We start from the raw sequence: 22,055 nt of genomic DNA, 5'->3' as shown, positions 1-22,055 counted from the left end.
AGAGTTGTTCGCGTGACTCAGCACGACTCGGACGCCCGCCGCCAGCTCATCGACCACATCTCGCGTGAGGCGGTCTTCCACGGCGACTTCACGCTGACCAGCGGCAAGCAGGCGAGCTACTACGTCGATCTCCGCAAGGTGAGCCTCGACCACCGGGTCGCGCCGCTGATCGGGCAGGTCATGCTCGACCTCATCGCCGATGTGCCCGACGTCGCCGCCGTGGGCGGCATGACGATGGGGGCCGACCCGATCGCGAGCGCCATCCTGCACCAGGGGGCTGCGCGCGGGCTCGCCTACGACGCGTTCGTCGTGCGCAAGGAGCCGAAGGACCACGGGCGTGGCCGGCAGATCGAGGGCCCCGAGCTCGAGGGCAAGCGCGTCATCGTGCTGGAGGACACCTCGACCACGGGCGGCTCGCCGTTGAAGGCGGTCGAGGCGCTGCGCAAGGTCGGCGCCGAGGTCGTCGCCGTCGCCGTCGTCGTCGACCGCAACACCGGTGCGCGCGAGGTGATCGAGGCCGAGGGCGTGCCCTACCGCTACGCGATCGGGCTCGATGATCTGGGGCTGGCCTGATGGTGCAGCGAGGCGGAGAGCCCGGCGGCGAGGAGTTCGGCGACGCGGATTGGCTGCTCGGCCAGCTGGGCGACGGCGACGCGGATGCTTCGGCCGAGTCCCGCCCGCAGGGGCGAGGCCGGCGCGCGGCGGACGCCGCGAGCCCGGGCGTCGACGAGGTCGACGGTCCGGGAGCGCCGGAGGCCCGGTCGGCGTCCGAGCGGCCCGCAGCGACGCCCGAGCCCGCAGCGACGGACCCGGGTCAGCAGCCGGCGGCCGCCGCCGAGCCGATCGGCTCTGACGCGTCGGCCCCGCGCGCGCCGTGGTGGACCAGCCGGTCCCGCGGACGTCGCGCAGCGGAGTCGGACGCACGCGAGGCCGCGGCGGCCGACGCCGCGGTCGATCCCGCGCCCACGCCGGCCGAACCCGGTCGGACGGAGCCGAGCGGGCGCCGTCGGGCGGATGCCCCGGGCGAAGAGTCGCTCGACTGGTTCTCGCTCGCCGCGCAGACGCAGACGACGCCGACGCCGCTTCCCAGACCGGCGGACGGCGGGGGCGCCGCAGGCGGCGTGGAGCCCGCCGATCCGATGACCACGCCCTCGATCCCGGTCGTCGACGAGCCGGGCAGCGAGCGCGGCGATACCGGCGTGCTCGACGAGCCGCTGCGCCGCCGCCGCGAGCGGGCGCCGAGCCTGCCCCCGGCCGACCCCGTCCTGACCTCGGTCGAGCCGCCGGTCGCGCCGCAGCGCAGTGCACCGCCGCCCGCCGACCCCCCTGCGCCGACGCCCGACGCCGCGTCCGGGTCGCCGGATCGCACCACCGCTTCCGGCCGGCCGGAGCCGTGGGCCCCCGCGACGCCGGTCGTGCCGGCAGACCCGCAGGCGCCCGTGGTGCCCGGCCCCGCCACCCCGACGGCGCCGTTCGCCCTCACCTGGGGCGACCCGGCGCTCACGCCCGGGGCAGTGCCGAACGAGCCGGGAGAGCCCGCGGCGAGCGAGCACCACGACACCGGCGCCTTCGGCGAGCCGCTGATCCCGCCGCCGGTCTCTGCGGCCGCTGCGTCCGCGGCCGCCACCACCGATTTCGACGCCGCGCTCTGGTCCGCCCTGCAGGAGGGGGACACCGGCGAGGCGCCGACGGTCACGCCGCACGAGCCCCCGCCTGCCCCCGAGGCCGGCGCTCCGGCCGCTGGGGCGCCGTTCCCGGCCTTCGCCTCGGGCGGCACCGGCCCGGTCGAGCCGAGCGGCGAGGCCCCGGTCGACGACCTGCTCGCCGGCATCGCGCTCGGCGGAGCTTCGGCGTTCCCGGCCGGTGCCCCCGCGATTCCGGCCGATGCCCCGGCGACGCCGGACGGTGCCCGCGAGACGCCGGCGGGTGCCGCGTTCGCGCCCGAGGCCGATCAGCAGCACAGCGCTGAGCGCGGACTCCCGGCGGAGGCGGAGCTCGACCCGCTGGGGCTCGGATTCGGCGCCGCCGAATCCGCCCGGGCTGCCGAGTCGGCCCCGGGCCGCGCGAGCGGAACCGCGGACGACGCGGCCCCGGCCCCGAGCATCGGCGCAGACGGCGCAGACGGCGCAGACGGCGCAGACGGCGCAGACGACGCGGACCCGCTCGACGAGTCCGCCTTCCACTGGGGCATCGTGCCCGACCCGGAGGCCGCGGATCCTCGTGCCGAGGTGGGCCCGCTCGGCACGGTCGCCCTCGCGGCGGTCGCCGCGGGCGGCACCCCCGACGACGAGCCCGAGCCCGGCTCACCGGCCGCGGCGGTGGCTCCCGAAGCGGCGCCGGATGCCGAGGCACTCGACCCCCTGGGCCTCGACGCACGCGACCGGCTCGAGGCATCCGCACCCCCCGGATCGCGAACCGAGCCGTTCGCCGCGACCGCGCAGCTGCCGCTCACCGGGGCGACGGCCGCAGCAGGCGCCACCGGCCTCGGCGCCGCGGCGAGCGGCACGGCACCCCGCACGGGCGACGTGCCAGCCCTCCGGTCCGACGGCGCCGCTGCGTCATCCGGTCACGGCTCCGGTCCCGGATCCGGCGGCGGCGGGGGAGGTCTCGGCGACGCCGCGCGACGACGCCGCATGCTGCTCTGGATCGCGGGCGGCCTCGTGGCCGTGCTCGTGCTCGCCGGGCTGTTCTTCCTCGGCACGAAGCTGCCGTTCGGTGGGCAGCCCGAGGCATCCGCGCCCACGACGAATTCCTCGGCCGAGGCGAGCGATACGCCGGCGCCCGCGCCGACCGCGGCCCAGCCCGCCGGCGTCCACGCCTGGAACACCCTCTTCGGCGGCGAGTGCGTCGACCCGTTCACCGACGCGTGGGCGGAGGACTACACGGTCGTCGACTGCGCGGCGCCGCACGCGGCGCAGCTCGTGCTCCGCGGCACGTTGCCCGGTGAGGCCGGGGCGGCGTTCCCGGGCGATGCCGAGCTCGCCGCGCAGCTGGGCACGGCCTGCCAGGCCGACGGCGTGCTCGATCAGAACGCGATCTCGGGCCTCACCGACCTGCAGCTCGTGTTCTCCTATCCGCTCGCCGAGCAGTGGGACGCCGGCGAGCGCACGTTCTACTGCTTCGCGAATCGGTCGAGCGGCGAACCGCTCACCGCCAGCATCGCCGGGGCGACGCCCTCCCAGGTCGCCGCAGGCTGAGCCAGAACCGAGTTGCCCGACTTTCATGAAAGTCGGGCAACTCGGGATCTCGGGCGGGGCAGCGCGCGAGCGAGCGCGCGCCGTGCCTAGAGCTCGGTCTCCTCGGCCTCGCCGACGAGCTCGAAGACGCCCTTCAACACCTCGTCGGGGCGGAAGGGGTACTTCTCGATCTCGGCCTGGTCGCTGATGCCGGTGAGCACGAGCACGGTGTGCAGGCCTGCCTCGATGCCCGCGACGATGTCGGTGTCCATGCGGTCGCCGATCATCGCCGTGTTCTCGGAGTGCGCGCCGATCTTGTTCAGCGCCGAGCGGAACATCATCGGGTTCGGCTTGCCGACGACGTACGGGTCCTTGCCGGTCGCCTTCGTGATGAGCGCGGCGATCGCGCCGGTGGCGGGCAGCGGCCCCTCGGCGCTCGGCCCGGTCGCGTCGGGGTTCGTCACGATGAATCGCGCGCCCCGGTCGATCAGCCGGATCGCCTTCGTGATCGCCTCGAACGAGTAGTTGCGGGTCTCGCCGACGACGACGAAGTCGGGGTCGGTCTCGGTCATGATGTACCCGGCGTCGTGCAGCGCGGTCAGGATGCCCGCCTCACCGACGACGAACGCCGAGCCGCCCGGCACCTGCTGCTTCAGGAAGTCGGCGGTCGCGAGGGCCGACGTCCAGATACGGTCCTCGGGCACGTTCAGGCCGGACGCGCGGAGCCTCGCCGAGAGGTCGCGCGCCGTGAAGATCGAGTTGTTCGTGAGCACCAGGTAGGGGGTGCCCCGGTCCTCCCACTGCTGCAGCAGCTCGGCGGCGCCGGGCAGCGCGTGGTTCTCGTGCACGAGCACGCCGTCCATGTCGGTCAGCCAGCACTCGACTTCATCGCGTCGTCCCATGCCTCCAGCGTAGGGCTCCGATGTTGCGAACGGATGACGACGGCGGGATGCCCCGGCCGACCGCGAGCGGCGGACCGAGGCATCCGGTGGTCCGTGCGACTCAGCCGAGCGCGGCGATCAGCTCCTCGACGAGCTGCACCTCGCTCGGCTCGTCGTCGGCCTCCGGCGTGAAGCCCATCCGCACGACGACGAGGCCCTCCGAGGGGACGACGATGACCTTCTGCCCGTCGTGACCCGAGGCGTAGTAGGTGTCGGCGGGCAGCCCGGGCCAGCGCGGCGAGCCGTCGGTGAGCGTGTTCACCCGCCAGCCCATGCCGTAGCCGGGATCGTCGGTCTGCTCGACGGGCCGCACCTCGAGACTCTTCGCCATCCAGTCGGCGGGAAGCAGCTGCTCGCCGTTCCATTCGCCGTTCTGCAGGGCGAACTGGCCGAGCACGGCCCAGTCCCGCGGGGTCATCCACAGGTACGAGGAGCAGACCGGGGTGCCCGCGGCATCCGGCTCGAACACGGCCGAGGAGAGCCCGAGCGGGGCGAGCAGCGTCCGCCGGGGCAGATCGGCGCCGAGGCCGGTGCGCTCGGCGAGCACCGAGCAGAGCAGCGTCGTCGAACCGCTCGAATACTCCTGCACGGTGCCCGGCGTGTGCTCGAGCGGGAGTCCGGCGACGTAGCCGCCCATGTCGGCCTCGCCGTAGAGCATCTGCGTGATCGGGGTACCGAGGTCGTACGTCTCGTCCCACTCGAGGCCGCTCGTCATGCGCAGCAGCTGCTCGATGGTGATGTCGGCGCGCTCGTCGCTCCACTCCGGGCGGAGTTCGGCGTCGTCCAGGGCGACGACGCCCTGCTGCACGAGGACCCCGGTGATGAGGTCGGTCGCGCTCTTCGACATCGACCAGCCGAGCTGGGGCGTGTCGGCGTCGAAGCCGTCGGCGTAGCGTTCGCCGACGAGCTCGCCGTCCTTCAGCACGACGACCGCGCGGGTGCCGAGCGCCGCCGCCTGCTCCGGGGGCGCCCCGTCGGCGAAGGCGGCGGCGATGGCCGCGTCGACCGCGGGGTCGGCGGTCGGAGCCGGGGCGCCGGCGAGCGGATTGCCGGCGTCGTCGATCGGGGTGGCGGTGCCGAGTTCGGGCCGCTCGCCCGCGAGGGTGCAGCCGAAGCCCTCGGTGTACCAGGCGCGCTGCTTCGCGAGGATGCCGAGCAGTGAGCCGGTCGTCTCCCCGGGCTCGTCGGCACCGAAGCGCAGATACGGCACGAGCGGGTTCGGCGGGAGGTCGTTGCCGGGGTCGTCGCGTCCGGCGACCTCGGTCACGGCGCAGGCGTTGTGTGCCGCGTATCCGGTGCCGGTGAGCAGCATCGGGCGCTGCCACCAGTACACCGCGGTGCCCGCGGCGACGACGACGGCCACCACGATGGCGAGGGCGATGAGCGTTCGACGGAGAATGCGCACCGCCGGATGCTATCAGGCGCGCGGTGCGGTGACCGGCGGAGCCTCAGGGCGGTGGACGGGGGCCGGGGGGCAGGAGCTCGGGCGCGCGGTATGCGGTGCGCGGTGCGCGGTGAGGGGTGCGGTATAGGGGCCGCGTGCGCGGGGCGGTGTGCGGGGGCCGGGTGCGGCGGGCAGGGGCTCGGGCGCGCGGTATGCGGGGCGGTGTGCGGGGGCCGGGTGCGGCGGGCAGGGGCTCGGGTGCGCGAGGCTCAGGCGCTCAGCCAGATCTCGGCGGCCGCCGTGCCCGGGAGCTCGAACGCCGGCGCCGGGGCATCCGCCGTTCCTGCTGCGAGCCGTACGCGCTCACCGTCACCGAGGCTCACAGCGACCTCGACGCCGGGCGCGAGGCCGGCCGTCTCGAGCTCGCGGAGCACGGCGGGATCCCGGTCGCTGATGCGCAGGATGCGGCCGCGGTGCCCCTCCGGCGCCTCGTCGAGGCGGAGGAACGGCTCCGACGGGATCGTGCCGTCGGCCGCGGGAATCGCATCGCCGTGCGGGTCACGGGCGGGACGGCCGAGTCGTTCGTCGATCACGTCGAGGAGACGGTCGGAGACGGCGTGCTCGAGGACCTCGGCCTCGTCGTGCACCTCGTCCCAGCCGTAGCCCATCTCCTGCACGAGCCAGGTCTCGATCAGGCGGTGCCGGCGCACGACGGCGAGGGCGCGCTCGCGTCCGCCGTCGGTGAGTCGGAGCGGACCATAGGGCACGTGCGCGATGAGGCCGGCCGCCGCCATCTTCTTCACCATCTCGGTGACGCTCGAGGGCGCGACGCCGAGCTTGCCGGCGAGCACGGACGGCGTGATGGGGTCGGGCTGCCACTCGGTGTGCGCGTACACCGTCTTCAGGTAGTCCTCGATCGCGGGATTCTTGCTGGCCGGCATCGGCCCCAGACTACCGGGCCCGGGGAGGGGTGGGTGTTGGCGTTGGCGGGGTGGGGCGGGTGCCGTGCTCGGGGTAGGCGGCAGGCACACCGGGGCGTGGCCGGGGTCGCCGTCTGCTCTCCCCGCGGTAGCCGCCGCGATTGCGCCACTTCGGCGGCGTTGCGCCAGTAGAGGTGGCGCAACGCGGTGGAAGTGGCGCGGACGCTCGGGCGGAGGGGGTGGATGCGCCGTGGGCGCGTGCGGCTGCGCCAGTTCGGCGCTGTTGCGCCAGTTCGGGGTCCGGCCGGGGAGCCCGGGTCGGGGTCTGGGCCCGGCCGAGGGGCGGGGGTCGGGTCAGGTTCGGGGTGAGCGGCCGGCCTGAAGCTGGATGCCCGGAGTGGGGCGGGTGCCGCGCTTGGGGTAGGCGGCAGGCACACCGGGGCGTGGCCGGGGTCGCCGGCTGCTCTCCCCTCGGTAGCCGCCGCGATTGCGCCACTTCGGTGGCGTTGCGCCAGTAGAGGTGGCGCAACGCGGTGGAAGTGGCGCGGACGCTCGGGTGGAGGGGGTGGATGCCTCGTGGCCGCGTGCGGCTGCGCCAGTTCGGTGCCGTTGCGACAGTTCGAGGCCGAGCCGGGGAGCCCGGGTCGGGGTCTGGGCCCGGCCGAGGGGCGGGGGCCGGGCCAGATTCGGGGTGAGCAGCAGGCCTGAAGCTGGATGCCGGGGTGGGGCGGGTGCCGTGCGCGGGGTAGGCGGCAGGCACACCGGGGCGTGGCCGGGGTCGCCGTCTGCTCTCGCCGCGGTAGCCGCCGCGATTGCGCCACTTCGGCGGCGTTGCGCCAGTAGAGGTGGCGCAACGCGGTGGAAGTGGCGCGGACGGTCGGGCGGAGGGGGTGGATGCCTCGTGGGCGCGTGCGGCTGCGCCAGCTCGGTGCGGTTGCGCCAGTTCGGGGCTGTTGCGCCGGCTGGGTGCGGCTCCGACAGTCCGGTCGGGCGAGCCGGCGGGGTCAAACCCTGGCGAGGGCCTCGATGTCCTCGAGGAAGGCCTCGGCGGTCTCGGCCGACACCGTGGTTCGAGTGGTGCCGATCGCGTCGAGATAGTCCTCGGTGCTCGGCCCGGCCGGTCGCCCCGAGGCATCCGCGAGCCCCGACGCATCCGCGACCCCCGAGGCATCCGTCCCGATCGCCGTCGCCCCGTTCCGCACGGCCGCCTCGAACGCGCGCTGCGACGCGCTGCGCGCGGCGAACTCGATGTCCGCCGGCGAGAACCCGGCGGTCCGCTCGACGAGCAGCGGCAGGTCGACCTCGCGGACCACCTGCTCCGGCACGTACCGCTGCCAGATCGCGAGGCGCGCGGCGTCGTCGGGCAGGCCGATCGGGATCACGTAGTCGAAGCGTCCGTGCCTGAGGAACGCGCTGTCGAGCGCCCGGATGAAGTTCGTCGCGCAGACGAGGAGTCGCCCGGGCTGCTCGCGGAACGCAGGGATGATCTTCAGCAGCTCGTTCGTGACGCCCTGCAGCGGCGACGGCGGCTCGCCCGAGCGCTGCGCCGCGATCTCCTCCACCTCGTCGATGAAGACCACGGCGTGCTCGAGCTCGGCGATCTTCGTGAACGTCTCGCGCAGCGCGCCCGCCAGCCCGCGCGGATCGGCCGCCAGCCGCGAGGGGAACACCTCCACGAACGACCACTCCAGCCGCGAGGCGATCGCCTTCGCGAACGTCGTCTTGCCCGTGCCGGGCGGGCCGAAGAGCACGACGGCCCGCGGCGGCACCACACCGTAGCGGTCGGCGAGATCCGGTTCGGCGAGGGGGAGCACGAGACGCTGCTCCAGGATCTCCTTCTCTCGGCGCATGCCCGCGACCGACTCCCAGAGCGTGCGCGGCAGCAGCCGTCCGCCGAGCTCGGCGAGCGAGGTCAGCTCCTGACGCTGCACCGGGATGCGCCGCTCGAAGTAGCGCAGCTGGTGCTTCGCTTCAAAGCCCTGGTTCGCGAAGGCGTCGACGCGGCTCTCGTTCTCGGGGATCAGCGCCGAGAGCTTGGTCAGCCCGTGCGGTGCCATCCGCTTCTCGAGGGCGGCGAGCATCGCCGAGCCGATGCCGCGGCCGCGCCAGTCCTCGGCGATGCCGAAGAACACGATCCAGCCCTGGTCGTGCGCGGCCCGCCCGACGACGGCGCCGACGAGCTCCTCGCCGTGCACCGCCACGATCGCGTGATCCTTCTGGCAGGAGGCGACGACCTCGCTGAGATCGTAGACGGGTTCATGCGCCGACCGGCGCTGAGCCTCCCAGAGGTGCAGGATGCCGTCGAGATCGTCGTTGTGGAACTCGCGCACGCGCCAGCCGGTCATGGGGTCCTCCTCAGTGGGGTTCCCGCAGCGTAGGCGACGGATCGGGCGCTCGCGGACCCTGTGACGCACCGGGCGGATGAAACTCTGCCGACAGTTGCCGGAGCCGAAACTTCTGCGCGAGTTCTGCGGTCTGCCCTCCGGCTCGATCCGGTCTGCGCCCTGTCCTGATCTGGTTTGCGCCCTGTCGTGGTCTGCCTGCGCCTGCTCTCGATCCGGTCTGCGCCGCCCTCCTGATCTGGTTTGCGCCACTTCGGCGTCCACGCGCCATCTGTGCTGGCGCGACGGAGCCGAAGTGGCGCTGGCGGAGCCGAAGTGGCGCTGGCGGAGCCGAAGTGGCGCTGGCGGAGCCGAAGTGGCGCTGGTGGGGCGGGCGCCCGAACGACGGCGGGCGCCCGCCCACCGGCGGCGGCTCGCCTCACGCCCCGGTGAACACGAGCCAGAGCAGCAGCGCGTTGAGCGCGATGAGGAACACGGATGCCGCCACGCCCGTCGCGGTCGTCGCCCAGTGGTTGCGCCAGCGGCCGAGCACCCCGGCCTTCGCGGTCAGCGCCACCAGCGGCACGAGCGCGAACGGGATGCCGAACGACAGGACGACCTGGCTGATCACGAGCGACAGCGTCGGGTCGAGTCCGAGCCCGAGCACCACGAGAGCGGGGAGCAGTGAGACGAGTCGGCGCAGCACGAGCGGCACGCGAAGGTGCAGCAGGCCGTGCATGATCTCGGCCCCCGCGTACGCGCCGACGGAGGTCGAGGCGAGGCCCGAGGCGAGCAGCCCGATGGCGAAGAGCGTCGCGATGACGGGTCCGAGGGCTGCGCCGAGTGCCGCGTACGCGCCCTCGAGGCTGTCGGTGCCGTCGATGCCGGCGAGGTTCACCGCGGCGAGCAGCAGGATGCAGAGGTTCACGGTGCCCGCGATCGCCATCGCCACCGTGACATCGATCCGCGTGGCCCGCAGCAGCACCCCGGCTGGGAGGGTGGTGGCCGCACCGGGGGCGACGGTGCGCGCCTCGCCGGCGTGTGCGGCGTCGGCGGCGACGAGGCGGCGCCACCCCCGGGCCGGCCGGGTGGGCGCGGCCGACGCGACGGGCGTGCGCGGCGTCGCGAAGCGGTCGCGGCTGAGCGCCGAGTGCGCGTAGATGGCGTGCGGCATGATCGTCGCCCCCAGGATGGATGCCGCGAGCAGCACCGATCCGGTGTCGGCGAAGCGCGGCACGAGGCCGGCGAAGAGGCCGCCGGGATCGGGTGGGGCGATCAGCACGCCGACACTGAACCCGATGGCGATGATGAGCAGCAGTCCGATGATGACGAACTCGAAGGTGCGCGGCCCGCGGCGGGACTGGATCATCAGGAGCCCGATCGACACCGCCCCCGTGATCACGCCGCCCCAGATCAGCGGGATGCCGAACAGCAGGTTCAGCGCGACCGCGCCGCCGATGATCTCGGCGAGGTCGGTGGCCATCGCGACGAGCTCGGCCTGCAGCCAGTAGGCCCGCCGGCCCCAACGGTTGCGGATGCGCTCGCCGAGCACCTCGGGAAGGCTCCGCCCCGTCACGATGCCGAGTTTCGCCGAGAGGTACTGGATGAGCCAGGCCATGAGATTCCCGAGCACGACGACCCACACGAGCAGGTAGCCGTACTGCGCTCCGGCGGTCATGTTGCTCGCGACGTTGCCGGGGTCGAGGTAGGCGACGCCCGCGACGAGCGCCGGTCCGATCAGCCAGGCGGCGCGCGGCACCGAGCTGTCGCGCCGCTTCGGGCCGCGAGCGGCGGCCGGGGCAGCGTGGTCGGCGGATGCCGCGCCGGGGGCGGATGCCGCGCCGGGGGTGGGTGCTGCGCCGGGAGTGGATGCCGCGCCGGAAGTCGGGTCGGCGGCGGGCGCGAGCGGGTCGGCGGAGGATTTCGGCATACCGAAAAGTTAGCAGAATTTAGGCGCACCGAAAAGTGTGTGACGGATGGCGCGAGTACCGTGGCACGGGTGAACGACGCTGAGCCCGCTGAGCCCGCTGAGCCCGCTGAGCCCGCTGAGCCCGCTGAGCCCGCTGAGCCCGCTGAGCCCGCTGAGCCCGCCGAGCCCGCTGGTTCCCCCGCGCCGGGCGAGAGCGGTGCAGCGGAACAGTCCGCCGAGGCCGAGCTGCCCCTGCACCCGTCGGCTGACTCGGTGGGGACCGGTGTCGGTCCCTGGCCGGGCGGACGCGACGCCTGGCCGAACGAGCCGCACTTCGACCCGGAGCTGCTCGAGCACGGCGACCGCCGCAACGTCGTCGATCGCTACCGCTACTGGCGGCTCGAGGCGATCGTCGCCGACCTCGACGAACGGCGGCACGGCTTCCACGTCGCGATCGAGAACTGGCAGCACGACCTGAACATCGGCTCGATCGTGCGTACGGCCAACGCCTTCGTCGCCGACACCGTGCACATCATCGGCCGCCGCCGCTGGAACAAGCGCGGCGCGATGGTCACCGACCGCTACCAGCACCTCGAGTACCACGACGACGTCGCCGGCTTCGCGGCGTGGGCGCACGAGGCATCCCTGCCGATCATCGCCGTCGACAACATCGCCGGCGCCGTGCCGATCGAGGCCTTCGACTGGCCCGAGCGCTGCGTGCTGCTCTTCGGGCAGGAGGGTCCGGGTCTCTCACCGGAGGCGCAGGGGATCGCCGACGCCGTCGTGGAGATCACCCAGTACGGCTCGACGCGATCGTTGAACGCGGCCGCCGCCGCGGCGATCACGATGCACTCCTGGGTGCTCGCGCACGCGGCCCCCACCGCGCGGGGCTGAACGCGCGAGGCATCCGCGGCCCGCGCCGCCCGCGTGCCAGACTGACGCCGTGACCGTCATCGACAACGCCGTGTACGTCGACGGGCGCCGCGTGGCGACGCCCGTGAGCCTCGACGACACCTTCGAGGCGCTGCAGGCGGCGCCCGGCGGCTTCGCCTGGATCGGGCTGTACCGTCCCGACGAAGCCGAGCTCGAAGTCGTCGCCCGGGAGTTCGACCTGCACGAACTCGCCGTCGAGGACGCGTTGACCGGCCACCAGCGCGCCAAGCTCGATCGCTACGGCGACACCCGCTTCGTCGTGCTGCGGCCCGCCCGCTACATCGACGCCGAAGAGCGTGTCGAGTTCGGTGAGGTGCACCTGTTCGTCGGGCAGGACTTCGTCGTCGGCGTGCGGCACGCGGAGGCCCCGGACCTCGGCCGCGTCCGCGCCCGCCTGGAGTCCGACGGGCTGCTCGCCCGCGGCCCGATGGGGGTGCTCTACGCCGTGCTCGACCAGGTCGTCGACGAGTACGCGCCCGTGGTCGCCGGCCTCGAGAACGACATCGACGAGATCGAGGACGAGCTGTTCTCCGGAGAGGCGGCGGTCGCGAAGCGCATCTACGACCTCTCGGGCGAGGTGATGGAGTTCCAGCGGGCCACGAAGCCGCTCGTCGGGGTCATCGAGACGCTCCGCGCGGAGCTGGACGCCGGCGCCCATGCGGACGACGACTCCGGCCTCGAGCTGCGCCGCTCGTTCCGCGACGTGCTCGACCACGTCATCCGCATCACGGAGAAGGCGGACGAGTTCCGGCAGACCCTGCAGAACGCCCTCAGCGTGCACGCGACCCTCGTCGCGCAGCGGCAGAACGAGGTCATGCAGTCGCTCACGGAGACGAGCCTCGCGCAGAGCGAGCAGACGAAGAAGATCTCGAGCTGGGCGGCGATCTTCTTCGCGCCGTCGCTCGTCGCGGGCATCTACGGCATGAACTTCCACAACATGCCCGAGCTCGGTTGGGAGGCCGGCTACCCCTTCGCCGTCCTGCTCATGATCGCCTCGGCCTCGGTGCTCTACCTGATCTTCAAGTCGCGTCACTGGCTCTAGCCGAGCCGAGCCGAGCGGCGCGTGACGCCGCTCAGCCGCTCAGCCGATGAGGCTCGGCTGCAGGTCGCGCAGCGTGCGGAAGTGGGTCATCCGCGTCACGCCGATCGCGGCGAGGACGAGGCCGCCGGCGAGCCAGATCGCGAGCACCCCGGCATCCGCCCAGGCGCGCGACAGCTCGCCGCCGTACATGAACTGGCGCATCATGTCGACGACGTAGCCCATCGGCAGCACGTGATGCAGCGCGGCGAGCGGCGCGGGTAGCGTCTGCCACGGGAACGTCCCGCCCGCGGTCACGAGCTGCAGCACCATGAGCACGAGCCCGAGGAACTGCCCGACCGAGCCGAGCCACACGTTCAGCGCGAGGATGATCGCCGCGTACGTCGCCGAGGCGAACGCCATCGTGCCGACGACGCCGAGCGGATGCTGCATCTGGAAGCCGAGCGTCACCGCGAGCACCACGTAGAGTGCCACCATCTGCACCGCGCCGAGGAGGCCCGGGGTCAGCCAGCCGGCGAGCGTGATCCGGATGGGCGAGTGCAGCGCCGTCACCGCGCGCCGCGAGATCGGCTTCACGATGAGGAACAGCGCGTAGATGCCGATCCAGCCCGCGAGAGCCGCGAAGAACGGGGCGAGTCCTGCACCGTAGTTGCCGGCCTGGGTGACCTGGCTCGTCTCCAGGGCGATGGGGTCGGCGATCGTCGCCGCCTGCGCGTCGCGCGTCGACTGCGTGGAGTCCGGGATCTCGGCCACGCCGGACTGCAGTCCGTCGCGGAGCGTGCCGGCCCCGTTCGCGAGCTCGCCGAGCCCCGATTGCAGCGTGCTGAGGCCGTCCCGCAGCTGCGCGGCGCCGCCCGCCGCCTGAGCGGCCCCGTCGGCGGCGGAGCGGGCGCCCGCGGCGAGCTCGGCCGAGCCGTTCGCCACCTGCCGGCTGCCGTCGGCGAGCCGATCCACTTCGCCCACGACCTGCTGCACGCGATCGTTGCCGTCGACGATCGCACTGCCGACCACGTCGAGCCGGGCGAGCACGGCGTCGATGGTGGCCTGGTCGAGGCCCTGGGCGCGCAGCAGCGCCTCGATCTCGGCGCGCGCCTGGGGGACGTCGGCGGCGGCCTGCGCGACGACGGAGCCGACGCGGTCGGCGGATGCCGCGAGCTGATCGTTGCCGTCCGCGACCTGCGCGGCGCCGTCGGCGAGGGTGGCCGAGCCGTCCGCGAGTCGGGCGGTGCCGTCGCGGAGCTGCCCGGTGCCGTCGGCGAGCTGTCCGGCCCCGGCGCCGAGCTGCCCGGCGCCGTCGAGCGCGGTGCCGGTGCCGTCGGTGAGCTTCGCCGCCCCGTCGGCCGCCTCGCCGAGCTTGCCGCGGATCGTCGAGATCGAGTCGAGCAGCGTCGAGGCCGCCTCCTGCCCCACCTTCTCGGCGATCGTCGTGCGGATCTTCTCGACCGCCTGCTTACCGATCGTGCCCGCGAGGTAGCTGTTCGCGTCGTTCGTGGCGAGCACGATCTCGGCCTGCCGTGGGGCATCCGTCTGCACGGAGGCGAGCGCGTCCGAGAAGTCCTCCGGGAAGGTGATCGCGAAGTCGTAGCGCGACTCGTCGAGCCCGAGCTCGGCCTCTTCGGCCGACACCCGGTGCCAGTCGAAGGCGCCGTCGGCGACGACCTCGGCGGCGATCTCGTCGCCGACGTTGCGTGCGGGCGTGTCGGCCGTCGCCGGGGTGCCCTCGTCCTCGACGACGAGGGCGACGGGCACCTCCGCGAACTTCGCGTAGGGGTCCTGGTTCGCCCAGAGGTACAGCCCGCCGTAGAGCACCGGCACGGCGATGAGCGCGAGCAGCGCCAGCACCGACATCTTCGTCGAGGTGAGCCGCCGGAACTCCGCGGCGATCATCTGCGGGATCTTCACGCGATGCCTCCTTCGGCGAGCGGCAGCTCGTCGTCCGGCTCGTCGGGGCCGTGCATCCTGGCGATCATCGCGGCCGCGCCGATCGCCGCGGCCGAGGCGTCGCCGGCGATGACGAGGAGCGCGAAGCCGCGGTCGGCGAGTCCCTTCGCGAGCTCCCACCACTCGATCGGGTCGCCGCCGTGCCGGTCGGGCGAGACGATGACGAGGCCCTCGACGCCCTCGCGGAGGAGCGCGAGCTCGGTGAGCAGGCGCAGCCGGGCGTGCGGCGCGACGTTCGCGATCGGCACGCGGGCGAGGTGGTCGAGGCCGAGCCGGGTGAGGCAGCGGCCGACCGAGACGGGGTTCGACGGGATGCCGGCGAACATGAGTTCCTCCGCGGCGACGCCGCCGAGGGTGATGTTCGGTGCCGGGTCGCTCACCTCCGGGGCGTCGACGAGCGCGATGCGGCGCCGGATGGCCGGGGCATCCGCCTTGCCGTCGATGACGACCTCGCCGGAGTCGGGGCGCATGCGCCCGGCGGCGATGAGTCCGAGCACGGTGGGTCGCTGTTCGGTCTCGGCTCTCGCAAGGGTCGCGCGACCGGACTCGAATCCGACGGTAGTCGGGGGCAACGCCTGCCCGTCCCGACCTTTGGCGACTCCGCGGAGCTCGATCCTCACGCGCCCTCCTCCTCGTCTGCCTGGTGGGCAGACCCCCATTGTCCTCCCCTCGGGCGGGCTTCGCGGCGCGCCCCCGAACGGGGGTGAGGATTCCTCTTGTTAGTGCGTGCCGGCAGTGCTTTGCTGACCCTGACCGCATACCCGCATGACGCGGTCGTCCGAACCCGAGAATGGAGCCCATCATGGCCGAGCGCAGCATCCGACGCGCCGTCGCCGTCCTCGCCGCCGTCCCCTTCGCCGCGGCAGCCCTGCTGGCGACCGCGTCGCCGGCCTTCGCGTCGAGTCCCGTGGACGGCGACCACAAGGTCCCGTACTGCCACGCGACCCACAGCGAGAAGAACCCGTACGTGTACATCGAGACCGACAAGCTCGCGGTCGTCAAGGCGCACGCGAAGCACCAGGACGAGGAAGACGTCTATCCGGGCTTCTGGTACGACGACCACGGCACCGCCGTCTGGATGGAGGGCCGGGGCGACCCGCTCTTCGCCCTGAGCGGCTGCACCCAGGTGCCGCGCTAGCCGGCGGCGCGATCCGAGCGGCGCCCGAACCGCCGACCCTCCTGCCGGCGCCCGAACCGCCGTGCGCAGACGACGGAGCCCGGCACCATCCCGGTGCCGGGCTCCGTTGTGCGCCGGGGTGCGGCTTCGCTCAGTCGGTGCCGAGGTCGAACGCCGCGGCCTCGATCGCGGCATCCGTCGCGGCGGAGGCGGCGTCGTCGGCGGGAGCGGCGATCTCGGCCGCCTCGCCCTCGGCCAGGTCGCCGACCAGGGCGGCCGTCGAGCCGCCGACGATGCCGAGGTGCGCGTACTGCTCGAGGCGGCTGCGCGAGTCGGCGATGTCGAGGTTGCGCATGGTCAGCTGGCCGATGCGGTCCTCGGGGCCGAAGGCGGCGTCGCCGACGCGCTCCATCGAGAGCTTCTCGGGCTGGTAGCTGAACGCCGGGCCCTCCGTGTTCAGGATCGTGTAGTCGTCGCCGCGGCGCAGGCGCACCGTGACCTCGCCGGTGACCGCCGAGGCGACCCACCGCACGATCGACTCGCGGAGCATGAGCGACTGCGGGTCGAGCCAGCGGCCCTCGTACATGAGCCGGCCGAGGCGGCGACCCTCGTTGTGGTAGTTCGCGATCGTGTCCTCGTTGTGGATCGCGTTCAGCAGGCGCTCGTACGTGAGGTGCAGCAGGGCCATGCCCGGCGCCTCGTAGATGCCGCGGGACTTCGCCTCGATGATGCGGTTCTCGATCTGGTCGCTCATGCCGAGGCCGTGGCGGCCGCCGATGCGGTTCGCCTCGAGCACGAGCTCGACGGCGTCCGAGAACTCGACGCCGTTGATCGCGACCGGGCGGCCCTGCTCGAAGCGCACGGTGACGTCCTCGGCGGGGATCTCGACCGACTCGTCCCAGAACTTCACGCCCATGATCGGCTCGACCGTGGTGATGCCCGCCGAGAGCTCCTCGAGCACCTTCGCCTCGTGCGTCGCGCCCCAGATGTTCGCGTCGGTCGAGTAGGCCTTCTCGGCGCTCGCGCGGTAGGGCAGCTCGCGCTCGAGCAGCCACTCGCTCATCTCCTGGCGGCCGCCGAGCTCGGTGACGAAGGCCGAGTCGAGCCACGGCTTGTAGATGCGCAGCCGGGGGTTGGCCATCAGCCCGTAGCGGTAGAACCGCTCGATGTCGTTGCCCTTGTAGGTGGAGCCGTCGCCCCAGATGTCGACCCCGTCCTCCATCATCGCGCGCACGAGCAGCGTGCCCGTCACCGCACGACCGAGCGGCGTGGTGTTGAAGTAGGTCTTGCCGCCGGAGCGGATGTGGAACGCGCCGCACTGGAGCGCCACGAGGCCCTCCTCGACGAGCGCGGCCTTGCAGTCGACCAGGCGGCTGAGCTCGGCGCCGTACTCGAGCGCGCGGCCCGGCACGGCCTCGACGTCGGGCTCGTCGGGCTGGCCGAGATCGGCGGTGTAGGTGCAGGGCACCGCGCCCTTCTCGCGCATCCAGGCGACGGCGACGGAGGTGTCGAGCCCCCCGGAGAAGGCGATGCCGACGCGCTCGCCGGCGGGCAGGGAGGTCAGGACCTTCGACATGGTCTCCAGCCTAGTTGCGCGGGGCGGGTCGTGACGCCGCCGATCCGGAGACCCCGCCCCGCTGTGTCCCCCGTGCGGGGGTGGCTAGACTCGCGAGCATCGGCCGTGCCCGGGCGACGACGCCCGGGTCCTCGCGACCCGCGGGGCGGCCGGTCCCGGTCGACGACGTGGTCGACCGTGCATCCATACCCCCTCGAACGGAGACAGGGAATGAATCGCAAGGTGATCGGAACGGCGTGCGCCGCCGTCCTCGCCATCGGCCTCCTGGGCGCAGCCGGAACCCCGGCCGCAGCCGACGACGGCCAGGAGCACAGCTATCTGGTGCTGGGGCCTCAGGGCCAGGGCACGAAGAACGCCCAGAAGCGCGTGGCCGCCGCCGGCGGCACCGTGGTCGCGGCCTACGATCAGATCGGCGTGCTCGTCGTGAAGTCGTCGTCCGGCGACTTCGCCTCGCGCGTCGGCGGCGGCCTCGAGGTCGCCGCGACCGACGGGCTCGGCACCACGCTCATCGACGACGATGCCGCCGCCCCGGTCGACCCGGCGGCGCTCGGCGCGCCCGGCGACCCCACCGCCGAGCCGCTGTGGGGCCTGCAGTGGGACATGCAGCAGATCGACGTCGCGGAGGCGCACGGCGTGACCACGGGCGATCCGTCGGTCGTCGTGGGCGTGCTCGACTCCGGCATCGACTCGAGCCATCCCGACCTCACCACGCAGATCGCGTACGAGCAGAGCGCGTCGTGCATCGGCGGCGTCGTCGACACCGACGAGGCCGCCTGGAACCCGACGACCTCGGACCACGGCACCCACGTCGCCGGCACGATCGCCGCGGCGATCAACGGCGTCGGCATCGCGGGCGTCGCACCCGGCGTGAAGGTGGCCGCGGTGAAGGTCGTGAACGACGACGGATACATCTACCCCGAGGCGGCCATCTGCGGCTACCTCTGGGCGGCCGATCACGGCATGCCGGTGACGAACAACAGCTATTACATCGACCCGTGGGAGTTCAACTGCGTGAACGACCCGAGCCAGCGGCCGGTGTGGCAGGCCGTGCAGCGGGCGCTGCGGTACTCCGCGGCGAAGGGCACGCTGACGGTGGCGTCGGCGGGCAACAGCAACGTCGACCTGCAGCACAAGTTCGTCGACTCGACGAGCCCGAACGACGGGAGCGCCCCGGTCGAGGACCGCACGATCACGGGCGCCTGCCGCGACCTGCCGGCCGAGGCTCCGGGCGTGGTGACGGTGTCGGCCGTCGGACCGACCGAGCAGAAGAGCTACTACTCCTCGTACGGCCAGGGCGTCGTCGACGTGACCGCCCCCGGCGGTGACACCCGCTTCCGCACGCAGGGCGCGGCCCGCACCGTGTCGGACGGCGTGCTGTCGACCGTGCCCGGAGGCTGGGGCTACAAGCAGGGCACCTCGATGGCCGGCCCGCACGCCGCGGGCGTCGCGGCGCTCGCCGTGTCCGCGCACCCGGGCATGAAGCCCGGCCAGCTGGCCTCCTTCCTGGAGCGCTCGGCGACGCCGCTCGCCTGCCCGGCGGGCGTCTACAACCCGGTGCCGCTGTGGGCGGGCAGCGAGACGGCCTACGAGGCCAGCTGCACCGGCGGCGCGCGCAACGGCTTCTACGGCGCGGGCAACGTCAACGCCTACAACGTCGTGAAGTAGCGCGACGGGCCGAGGGGCCCGGCCTCCGGGCCAGGCCCCTCGGCGCGCTCCCGGCGGAGGAGCCGGGCGTCGCGAGCCCCTCGCGATATGGTGGAGTGTGACTCCTGACGAAGCATCGGCGGAGGCCGAGATCACTCTGGCCGACGAGCCGGAGGTGCGCGAGGCCCTCGCCGCGGGCGACCGCAGCGCCGTACAGGCCGTCGTCGCCGAACATCCCTCGTCGCCCCTCGCCTGGGCCGAGCTCGCCGACCTCGCCGACTCCGAGGGGCGGGCCATCGAGGCCTACGCCTTCGCCGCGGCATCCGTCGAGTTCGCCCGTGCGCAGCTGGCCGTCGCCGGCTGGACTGCCGGCGACCCGGTGCGCTGGGCCGACGAGCCCAACCGCGCCTACCTGCGCGCCCTCGACGCCCAGCGTCGCGCCGCGCTCTCCCTCGGCCTCGCCGAGCGCGCCGAAGCGCTCGCCGCGGAGCTCGAGGCCGCCGATTCCGAGGCGCCCGCCCGCATCGCGAGCGAGTTCACGCCGACCCAGCTCATCACCGTGATCCCGGCGGAGACGTCGGCAGGAGAGGACTGATATGCCCGCGGTCGTACTCGTCGGAGCCCAGTGGGGCGACGAAGGCAAGGGGAAGGCCACCGACCTCCTCGGTTCCCGTCTCGACTACGTCGTGAAGTTCAACGGCGGCAACAACGCCGGGCACACCGTCGTCGTCGGCGAGGAGAAGTACGCCCTGCACCTGCTGCCCTCGGGCATCCTGACGCCGGGCGTCACGCCGGTCATCGCGAACGGCGTGGTCGTCGACATCGAGGTGCTGTTCGAGGAGCTCGAGGGCCTCGCGAGCCGGGGGGTGGATGTCTCGAAGCTCCGCATCTCCGCGAACGCGCACGTCATCACCCAGTACCACCGCACGCTCGACAAGGTGACGGAGCGTTTCCTCGGCAAGCGGCAGATCGGTACCACCGGTCGCGGCATCGGGCCGAGCTACGCCGACAAGATCAACCGCGTCGGCATCCGCATGCAGGACCTCTTCGACGAGAACATCCTGCGCCAGAAGGTCGAGGGCGCCCTCGACCAGAAGAACCACCTGCTCGTGAAGGTCTACAACCGCCGCGCGATCGCCGTCGACGAGATCGTCGACGAGCTGCTCGGCTACGTCGACCGGCTGCGCCCCATGGTCACCGACACGGCGCTCGAGCTGCACCAGGCGCTCGGCCGCGGCGAGACCGTGCTCTTCGAGGGCGGCCAGGCCACGATGCTCGACGTCGACCACGGCACGTACCCCTTCGTCACGTCGTCGAACGCGACCTCGGGCGGCGCGGTCACCGGTTCCGGCATCGCGCCGAACCAGATCGACCGGGTCATCGCCGTCGTCAAGGCGTACACGACCCGCGTCGGCGCCGGCCCCTTCCCGACCGAGCTCTTCGACGAGTGGGGCGACTTCCTCACCGAGAACGGGCACGAGTTCGGCACCACGACCGGACGCCGCCGCCGCACCGGCTGGTACGACGCCCCGATCGCCCGCTACGCGGCGCGCATCAACGGGGTCACGGACTTCGTGCTGACGAAGCTCGACGTGCTCACCGGCATCGAGCGCATCCCGGTGTGCGTCGCGTACGACGTCGACGGCGAGCGCTTCGACGAGGTGCCCGTGTCGCAGTCCGACTTCCACCACGCGAAGCCGATCTACGAGGAGTTCCCCGGCTGGACCGAGGACCTCTCCGGAGCGCGCGAGTTCGCCGACCTGCCCGCGAACGCGCAGGCCTACGTGCGGGAGCTCGAGGCGATGAGCGGCTCGCGCATCTCGGCGATCGGCGTCGGCCCCGAGCGTGACGCCATCGTGCAGCTGCACGAGCTGATCGACTAACAGGCGCATCGGCCGCACCGCGGCCCGATCATGCGACGAGGGGCGGATGCCGATGCATCCGCCCCTCGTCGCGTCGCCGCTGGGGCTCCCGGTCGCCGGCGTGAGGTGCCGCCGCTGGGGCAACCCGTCGCCGGTGGCGTTACTCGTTGCCGATGGCGCCGTCGGCCGTGTTGCGCGCGCCGTCGATCTGCTCGTCGAACTTGCCGCCGGTGACCTTCTTCGCGAAGTCGGCGACCCCGTCGAGCACCGAGTCGCTGATGCCCTCGGCCTGCTCGCTCTTCAGCGCGTCGTTGATCTTGTCCTTGTTCTCGGTGATGAAGTCGCCGGCCTGCTTGGCCGCGTCGTCCAGTGCCCCCATGCTGGGTCCTTTCGCTCGCTCGGAATGGTGGTTTCGTCGTCATCGTCGCACACGCGGGGCCGCACCGGAAGGGGACATTCGCGCCCCGCGTCACACTTCGACGAGCGCGGAGAATCGCCGGTCGGATCGGCATTCTGGTCCGGCGACGGCCTCGGCGACGGCCTCAGTGCCGGCCTCGGCGCCGGAGCCGCCCGGAGCCCGGTGCCGGAGCCGCCCGGCGCCCCGCGGCGGGCGGGCGTGCGAAACTCGACCCGTGACCGCGATCCTTCCCGCCAGCGCCGAGCTCCGCGGCGTCCGCATCCGGCTCTCGCCGTGGCATCCTGACGACCTCGCCGGCCTCTTCGAGGCGCTCTGCCGTCCCGAGGTGTTCGCCGGCGGCTACGGCGGGGGCCCCGCCGGGCTGCCCGCCGGCCGGGAGGCGTTCGACCGCTGGGCGACGGGCTACTACGGAGGCACGGCCGGTGCCGAGCAGCGGCCCTTCACCGTGCGCCTCGTCGGCGGACCCGATGACGGGCGCATCGTCGGCGCCACGAAGCTCGCCGACTTCGACCTCACGAACGAGTCGACGCACATCGGCTGGACCGGATACGACCCTCGCGTGTGGGGCACCGCCGTCAATCCCGAGGCGAAGCTGCTGCTGCTCGGCCTCGCTTTCGAGCACGGCTTCGGCCGGGTGAAGATCCAGGCGGATGCCGCGAACGCCCGCTCCCGCCGGGCGATCGAGAAGCTCGGGGCGAAGCTCGACGGTGTGATGCGGCGCGACAAGCGGCGGGCCGACGGCAGCTGGCGCGACAGCGCGGTGTACTCGGTCGTCATCGACGAGTGGCCCGAGGTGCGGGCGGGGCTCGAGGCGCGGCTCGCCGCGCTCGGCGACGGACCGGTGACGCTCCGCACCTGAGCGCGAGGCCGAGGC

18 protein-coding genes are annotated in these 22,055 nt (G+C 73.1%); 9 read left to right on the top strand and 9 right to left on the bottom strand.

What is annotated here, in order from left to right:
• Positions 1-12 precede the first annotated feature (12 nt).
• Together pyrE and M3147_RS09090 are read left to right on the top strand one after the other, a co-directional pair.
• The gene (pyrE, locus tag M3147_RS09095; RefSeq protein WP_251203145.1) at positions 13-573 is read left to right on the top strand and encodes an orotate phosphoribosyltransferase; all 561 of its coding nucleotides are present in this window, start codon (positions 13-15) and stop codon (positions 571-573) included.
• Positions 573-3,197, top strand: coding sequence for a septum formation family protein (locus M3147_RS09090; protein ID WP_251203144.1), 2,625 nt, complete (start codon positions 573-575; stop codon positions 3,195-3,197). Before pyrE ends, M3147_RS09090 begins: the two co-directional genes overlap by 1 nt.
• 86 nt (positions 3,198-3,283) lie before the next feature.
• Here the strand turns inward: M3147_RS09090 and M3147_RS09085 are convergent, their stop codons facing one another.
• The 5 genes from M3147_RS09085 to M3147_RS09065 all read right to left on the bottom strand — a co-directional run bounded on the left by M3147_RS09085 (position 3,284) and on the right by M3147_RS09065 (position 10,672).
• Entirely contained in the window at positions 3,284-4,078 is a 795-nt protein-coding gene (locus tag M3147_RS09085; RefSeq protein ID WP_251203143.1) for an HAD-IIA family hydrolase, read from the bottom strand.
• 100 nt (positions 4,079-4,178) lie between these two features.
• Positions 4,179-5,522 (bottom strand): serine hydrolase domain-containing protein, encoded by a 1,344-nt coding sequence (locus M3147_RS09080; protein WP_251203142.1) that lies wholly within the window; start codon positions 5,520-5,522, stop codon positions 4,179-4,181.
• A 248-nt stretch (positions 5,523-5,770) separates the two neighbouring features.
• Positions 5,771-6,442, bottom strand: a complete 672-nt coding sequence (locus tag M3147_RS09075; RefSeq protein WP_251203141.1) for a metal-dependent transcriptional regulator — start codon at positions 6,440-6,442, stop codon at positions 5,771-5,773.
• A 983-nt stretch (positions 6,443-7,425) separates the two neighbouring features.
• Positions 7,426-8,766 (bottom strand): ATP-binding protein, encoded by a 1,341-nt coding sequence (locus tag M3147_RS09070; RefSeq protein WP_251203140.1) that lies wholly within the window; start codon positions 8,764-8,766, stop codon positions 7,426-7,428.
• A 415-nt stretch (positions 8,767-9,181) separates the two neighbouring features.
• A complete protein-coding gene (locus tag M3147_RS09065; protein WP_251203139.1) occupies positions 9,182-10,672 on the bottom strand; it encodes an Nramp family divalent metal transporter in 1,491 nt (496 codons plus the stop codon).
• A gap of 225 nt (positions 10,673-10,897) precedes the next feature.
• Here M3147_RS09065 and M3147_RS09060 point away from each other — a divergent pair, with 225 nt between their 5' ends.
• On the top strand, positions 10,898-11,545 hold the full coding sequence (locus tag M3147_RS09060) for a TrmH family RNA methyltransferase (RefSeq protein WP_251203312.1): 648 nt from the start codon (positions 10,898-10,900) through the stop codon (positions 11,543-11,545).
• Positions 11,546-11,594: 49 nt separating this feature from the next.
• Entirely contained in the window at positions 11,595-12,626 is a 1,032-nt protein-coding gene (locus M3147_RS09055; RefSeq protein WP_251203138.1) for a magnesium and cobalt transport protein CorA, read from the top strand.
• 39 nt (positions 12,627-12,665) lie between these two features.
• Here M3147_RS09055 and M3147_RS09050 read toward each other — a convergent pair whose 3' ends face one another.
• Positions 12,666-14,525 (bottom strand): YhgE/Pip family protein, encoded by a 1,860-nt coding sequence (locus M3147_RS09050; protein ID WP_251203137.1) that lies wholly within the window; start codon positions 14,523-14,525, stop codon positions 12,666-12,668.
• The gene (locus M3147_RS09045) at positions 14,522-15,061 is read right to left on the bottom strand and encodes a hypothetical protein (protein WP_251203136.1); all 540 of its coding nucleotides are present in this window, start codon (positions 15,059-15,061) and stop codon (positions 14,522-14,524) included. Before M3147_RS09045 ends, M3147_RS09050 begins: the two co-directional genes overlap by 4 nt.
• 305 nt (positions 15,062-15,366) lie before the next feature.
• Between M3147_RS09045 and M3147_RS09040 the strand changes: the two genes are divergently transcribed.
• A complete protein-coding gene (locus M3147_RS09040) occupies positions 15,367-15,702 on the top strand; it encodes a hypothetical protein (protein ID WP_189084316.1) in 336 nt (111 codons plus the stop codon).
• 130 nt (positions 15,703-15,832) lie between these two features.
• Here the strand turns inward: M3147_RS09040 and argG are convergent, their stop codons facing one another.
• Positions 15,833-17,257: an argininosuccinate synthase gene (gene argG / locus M3147_RS09035; protein ID WP_251203135.1), complete on the bottom strand. Its 1,425-nt coding sequence runs from the start codon at positions 17,255-17,257 to the stop codon at positions 15,833-15,835.
• A 210-nt stretch (positions 17,258-17,467) separates the two neighbouring features.
• On the opposite strand from argG, the gene M3147_RS09030 reads away from it, so the two are divergent.
• The 3 genes from M3147_RS09030 to M3147_RS09020 all read left to right on the top strand — a co-directional run bounded on the left by M3147_RS09030 (position 17,468) and on the right by M3147_RS09020 (position 20,784).
• Positions 17,468-18,922, top strand: coding sequence for a S8 family peptidase (locus tag M3147_RS09030; protein ID WP_251203134.1), 1,455 nt, complete (start codon positions 17,468-17,470; stop codon positions 18,920-18,922).
• Positions 18,923-19,019: 97 nt separating this feature from the next.
• A complete protein-coding gene (locus M3147_RS09025) occupies positions 19,020-19,496 on the top strand; it encodes a DUF3151 family protein (RefSeq protein ID WP_251203133.1) in 477 nt (158 codons plus the stop codon).
• A gap of 1 nt (position 19,497) precedes the next feature.
• A complete protein-coding gene (locus tag M3147_RS09020; RefSeq protein WP_251203132.1) occupies positions 19,498-20,784 on the top strand; it encodes an adenylosuccinate synthase in 1,287 nt (428 codons plus the stop codon).
• 139 nt (positions 20,785-20,923) lie between these two features.
• On the opposite strand, the gene M3147_RS09015 is transcribed toward M3147_RS09020, so the two are convergent.
• Positions 20,924-21,142: an antitoxin gene (locus M3147_RS09015; protein ID WP_251203131.1), complete on the bottom strand. Its 219-nt coding sequence runs from the start codon at positions 21,140-21,142 to the stop codon at positions 20,924-20,926.
• 253 nt (positions 21,143-21,395) lie between these two features.
• Between M3147_RS09015 and M3147_RS09010 the strand changes: the two genes are divergently transcribed.
• A complete protein-coding gene (locus tag M3147_RS09010) occupies positions 21,396-22,040 on the top strand; it encodes a GNAT family N-acetyltransferase (RefSeq protein ID WP_251203130.1) in 645 nt (214 codons plus the stop codon).
• The last annotated feature ends 15 nt before the right edge of the window (positions 22,041-22,055 follow it).

Origin of the sequence: Agromyces mediolanus (genome assembly GCF_023715325.1) — a bacterium.
Lineage (GTDB): Bacteria > Actinomycetota > Actinomycetes > Actinomycetales > Microbacteriaceae > Agromyces > Agromyces mediolanus_A.
This window is presented reverse-complemented; position numbering and strand designations above follow the sequence as displayed.

Coding starts and splice junctions, on each gene's coding strand:
- M3147_RS09020 (WP_251203132.1), top strand. CDS start 19,498: ATGCCCGCGGTCGTACTCGTCGGAGCCCAGTGGGGCGACGAAGGCAAG.
- M3147_RS09085 (WP_251203143.1), bottom strand. CDS start 4,078: ATGGGACGACGCGATGAAGTCGAGTGCTGGCTGACCGACATGGACGGC.
- M3147_RS09040 (WP_189084316.1), top strand. CDS start 15,367: ATGGCCGAGCGCAGCATCCGACGCGCCGTCGCCGTCCTCGCCGCCGTC.
- argG (WP_251203135.1), bottom strand. CDS start 17,257: ATGTCGAAGGTCCTGACCTCCCTGCCCGCCGGCGAGCGCGTCGGCATC.
- M3147_RS09075 (WP_251203141.1), bottom strand. CDS start 6,442: ATGCCGGCCAGCAAGAATCCCGCGATCGAGGACTACCTGAAGACGGTG.
- M3147_RS09065 (WP_251203139.1), bottom strand. CDS start 10,672: ATGCCGAAATCCTCCGCCGACCCGCTCGCGCCCGCCGCCGACCCGACT.
- M3147_RS09030 (WP_251203134.1), top strand. CDS start 17,468: ATGAATCGCAAGGTGATCGGAACGGCGTGCGCCGCCGTCCTCGCCATC.
- M3147_RS09090 (WP_251203144.1), top strand. CDS start 573: ATGGTGCAGCGAGGCGGAGAGCCCGGCGGCGAGGAGTTCGGCGACGCG.
- M3147_RS09070 (WP_251203140.1), bottom strand. CDS start 8,766: ATGACCGGCTGGCGCGTGCGCGAGTTCCACAACGACGATCTCGACGGC.
- M3147_RS09015 (WP_251203131.1), bottom strand. CDS start 21,142: ATGGGGGCACTGGACGACGCGGCCAAGCAGGCCGGCGACTTCATCACC.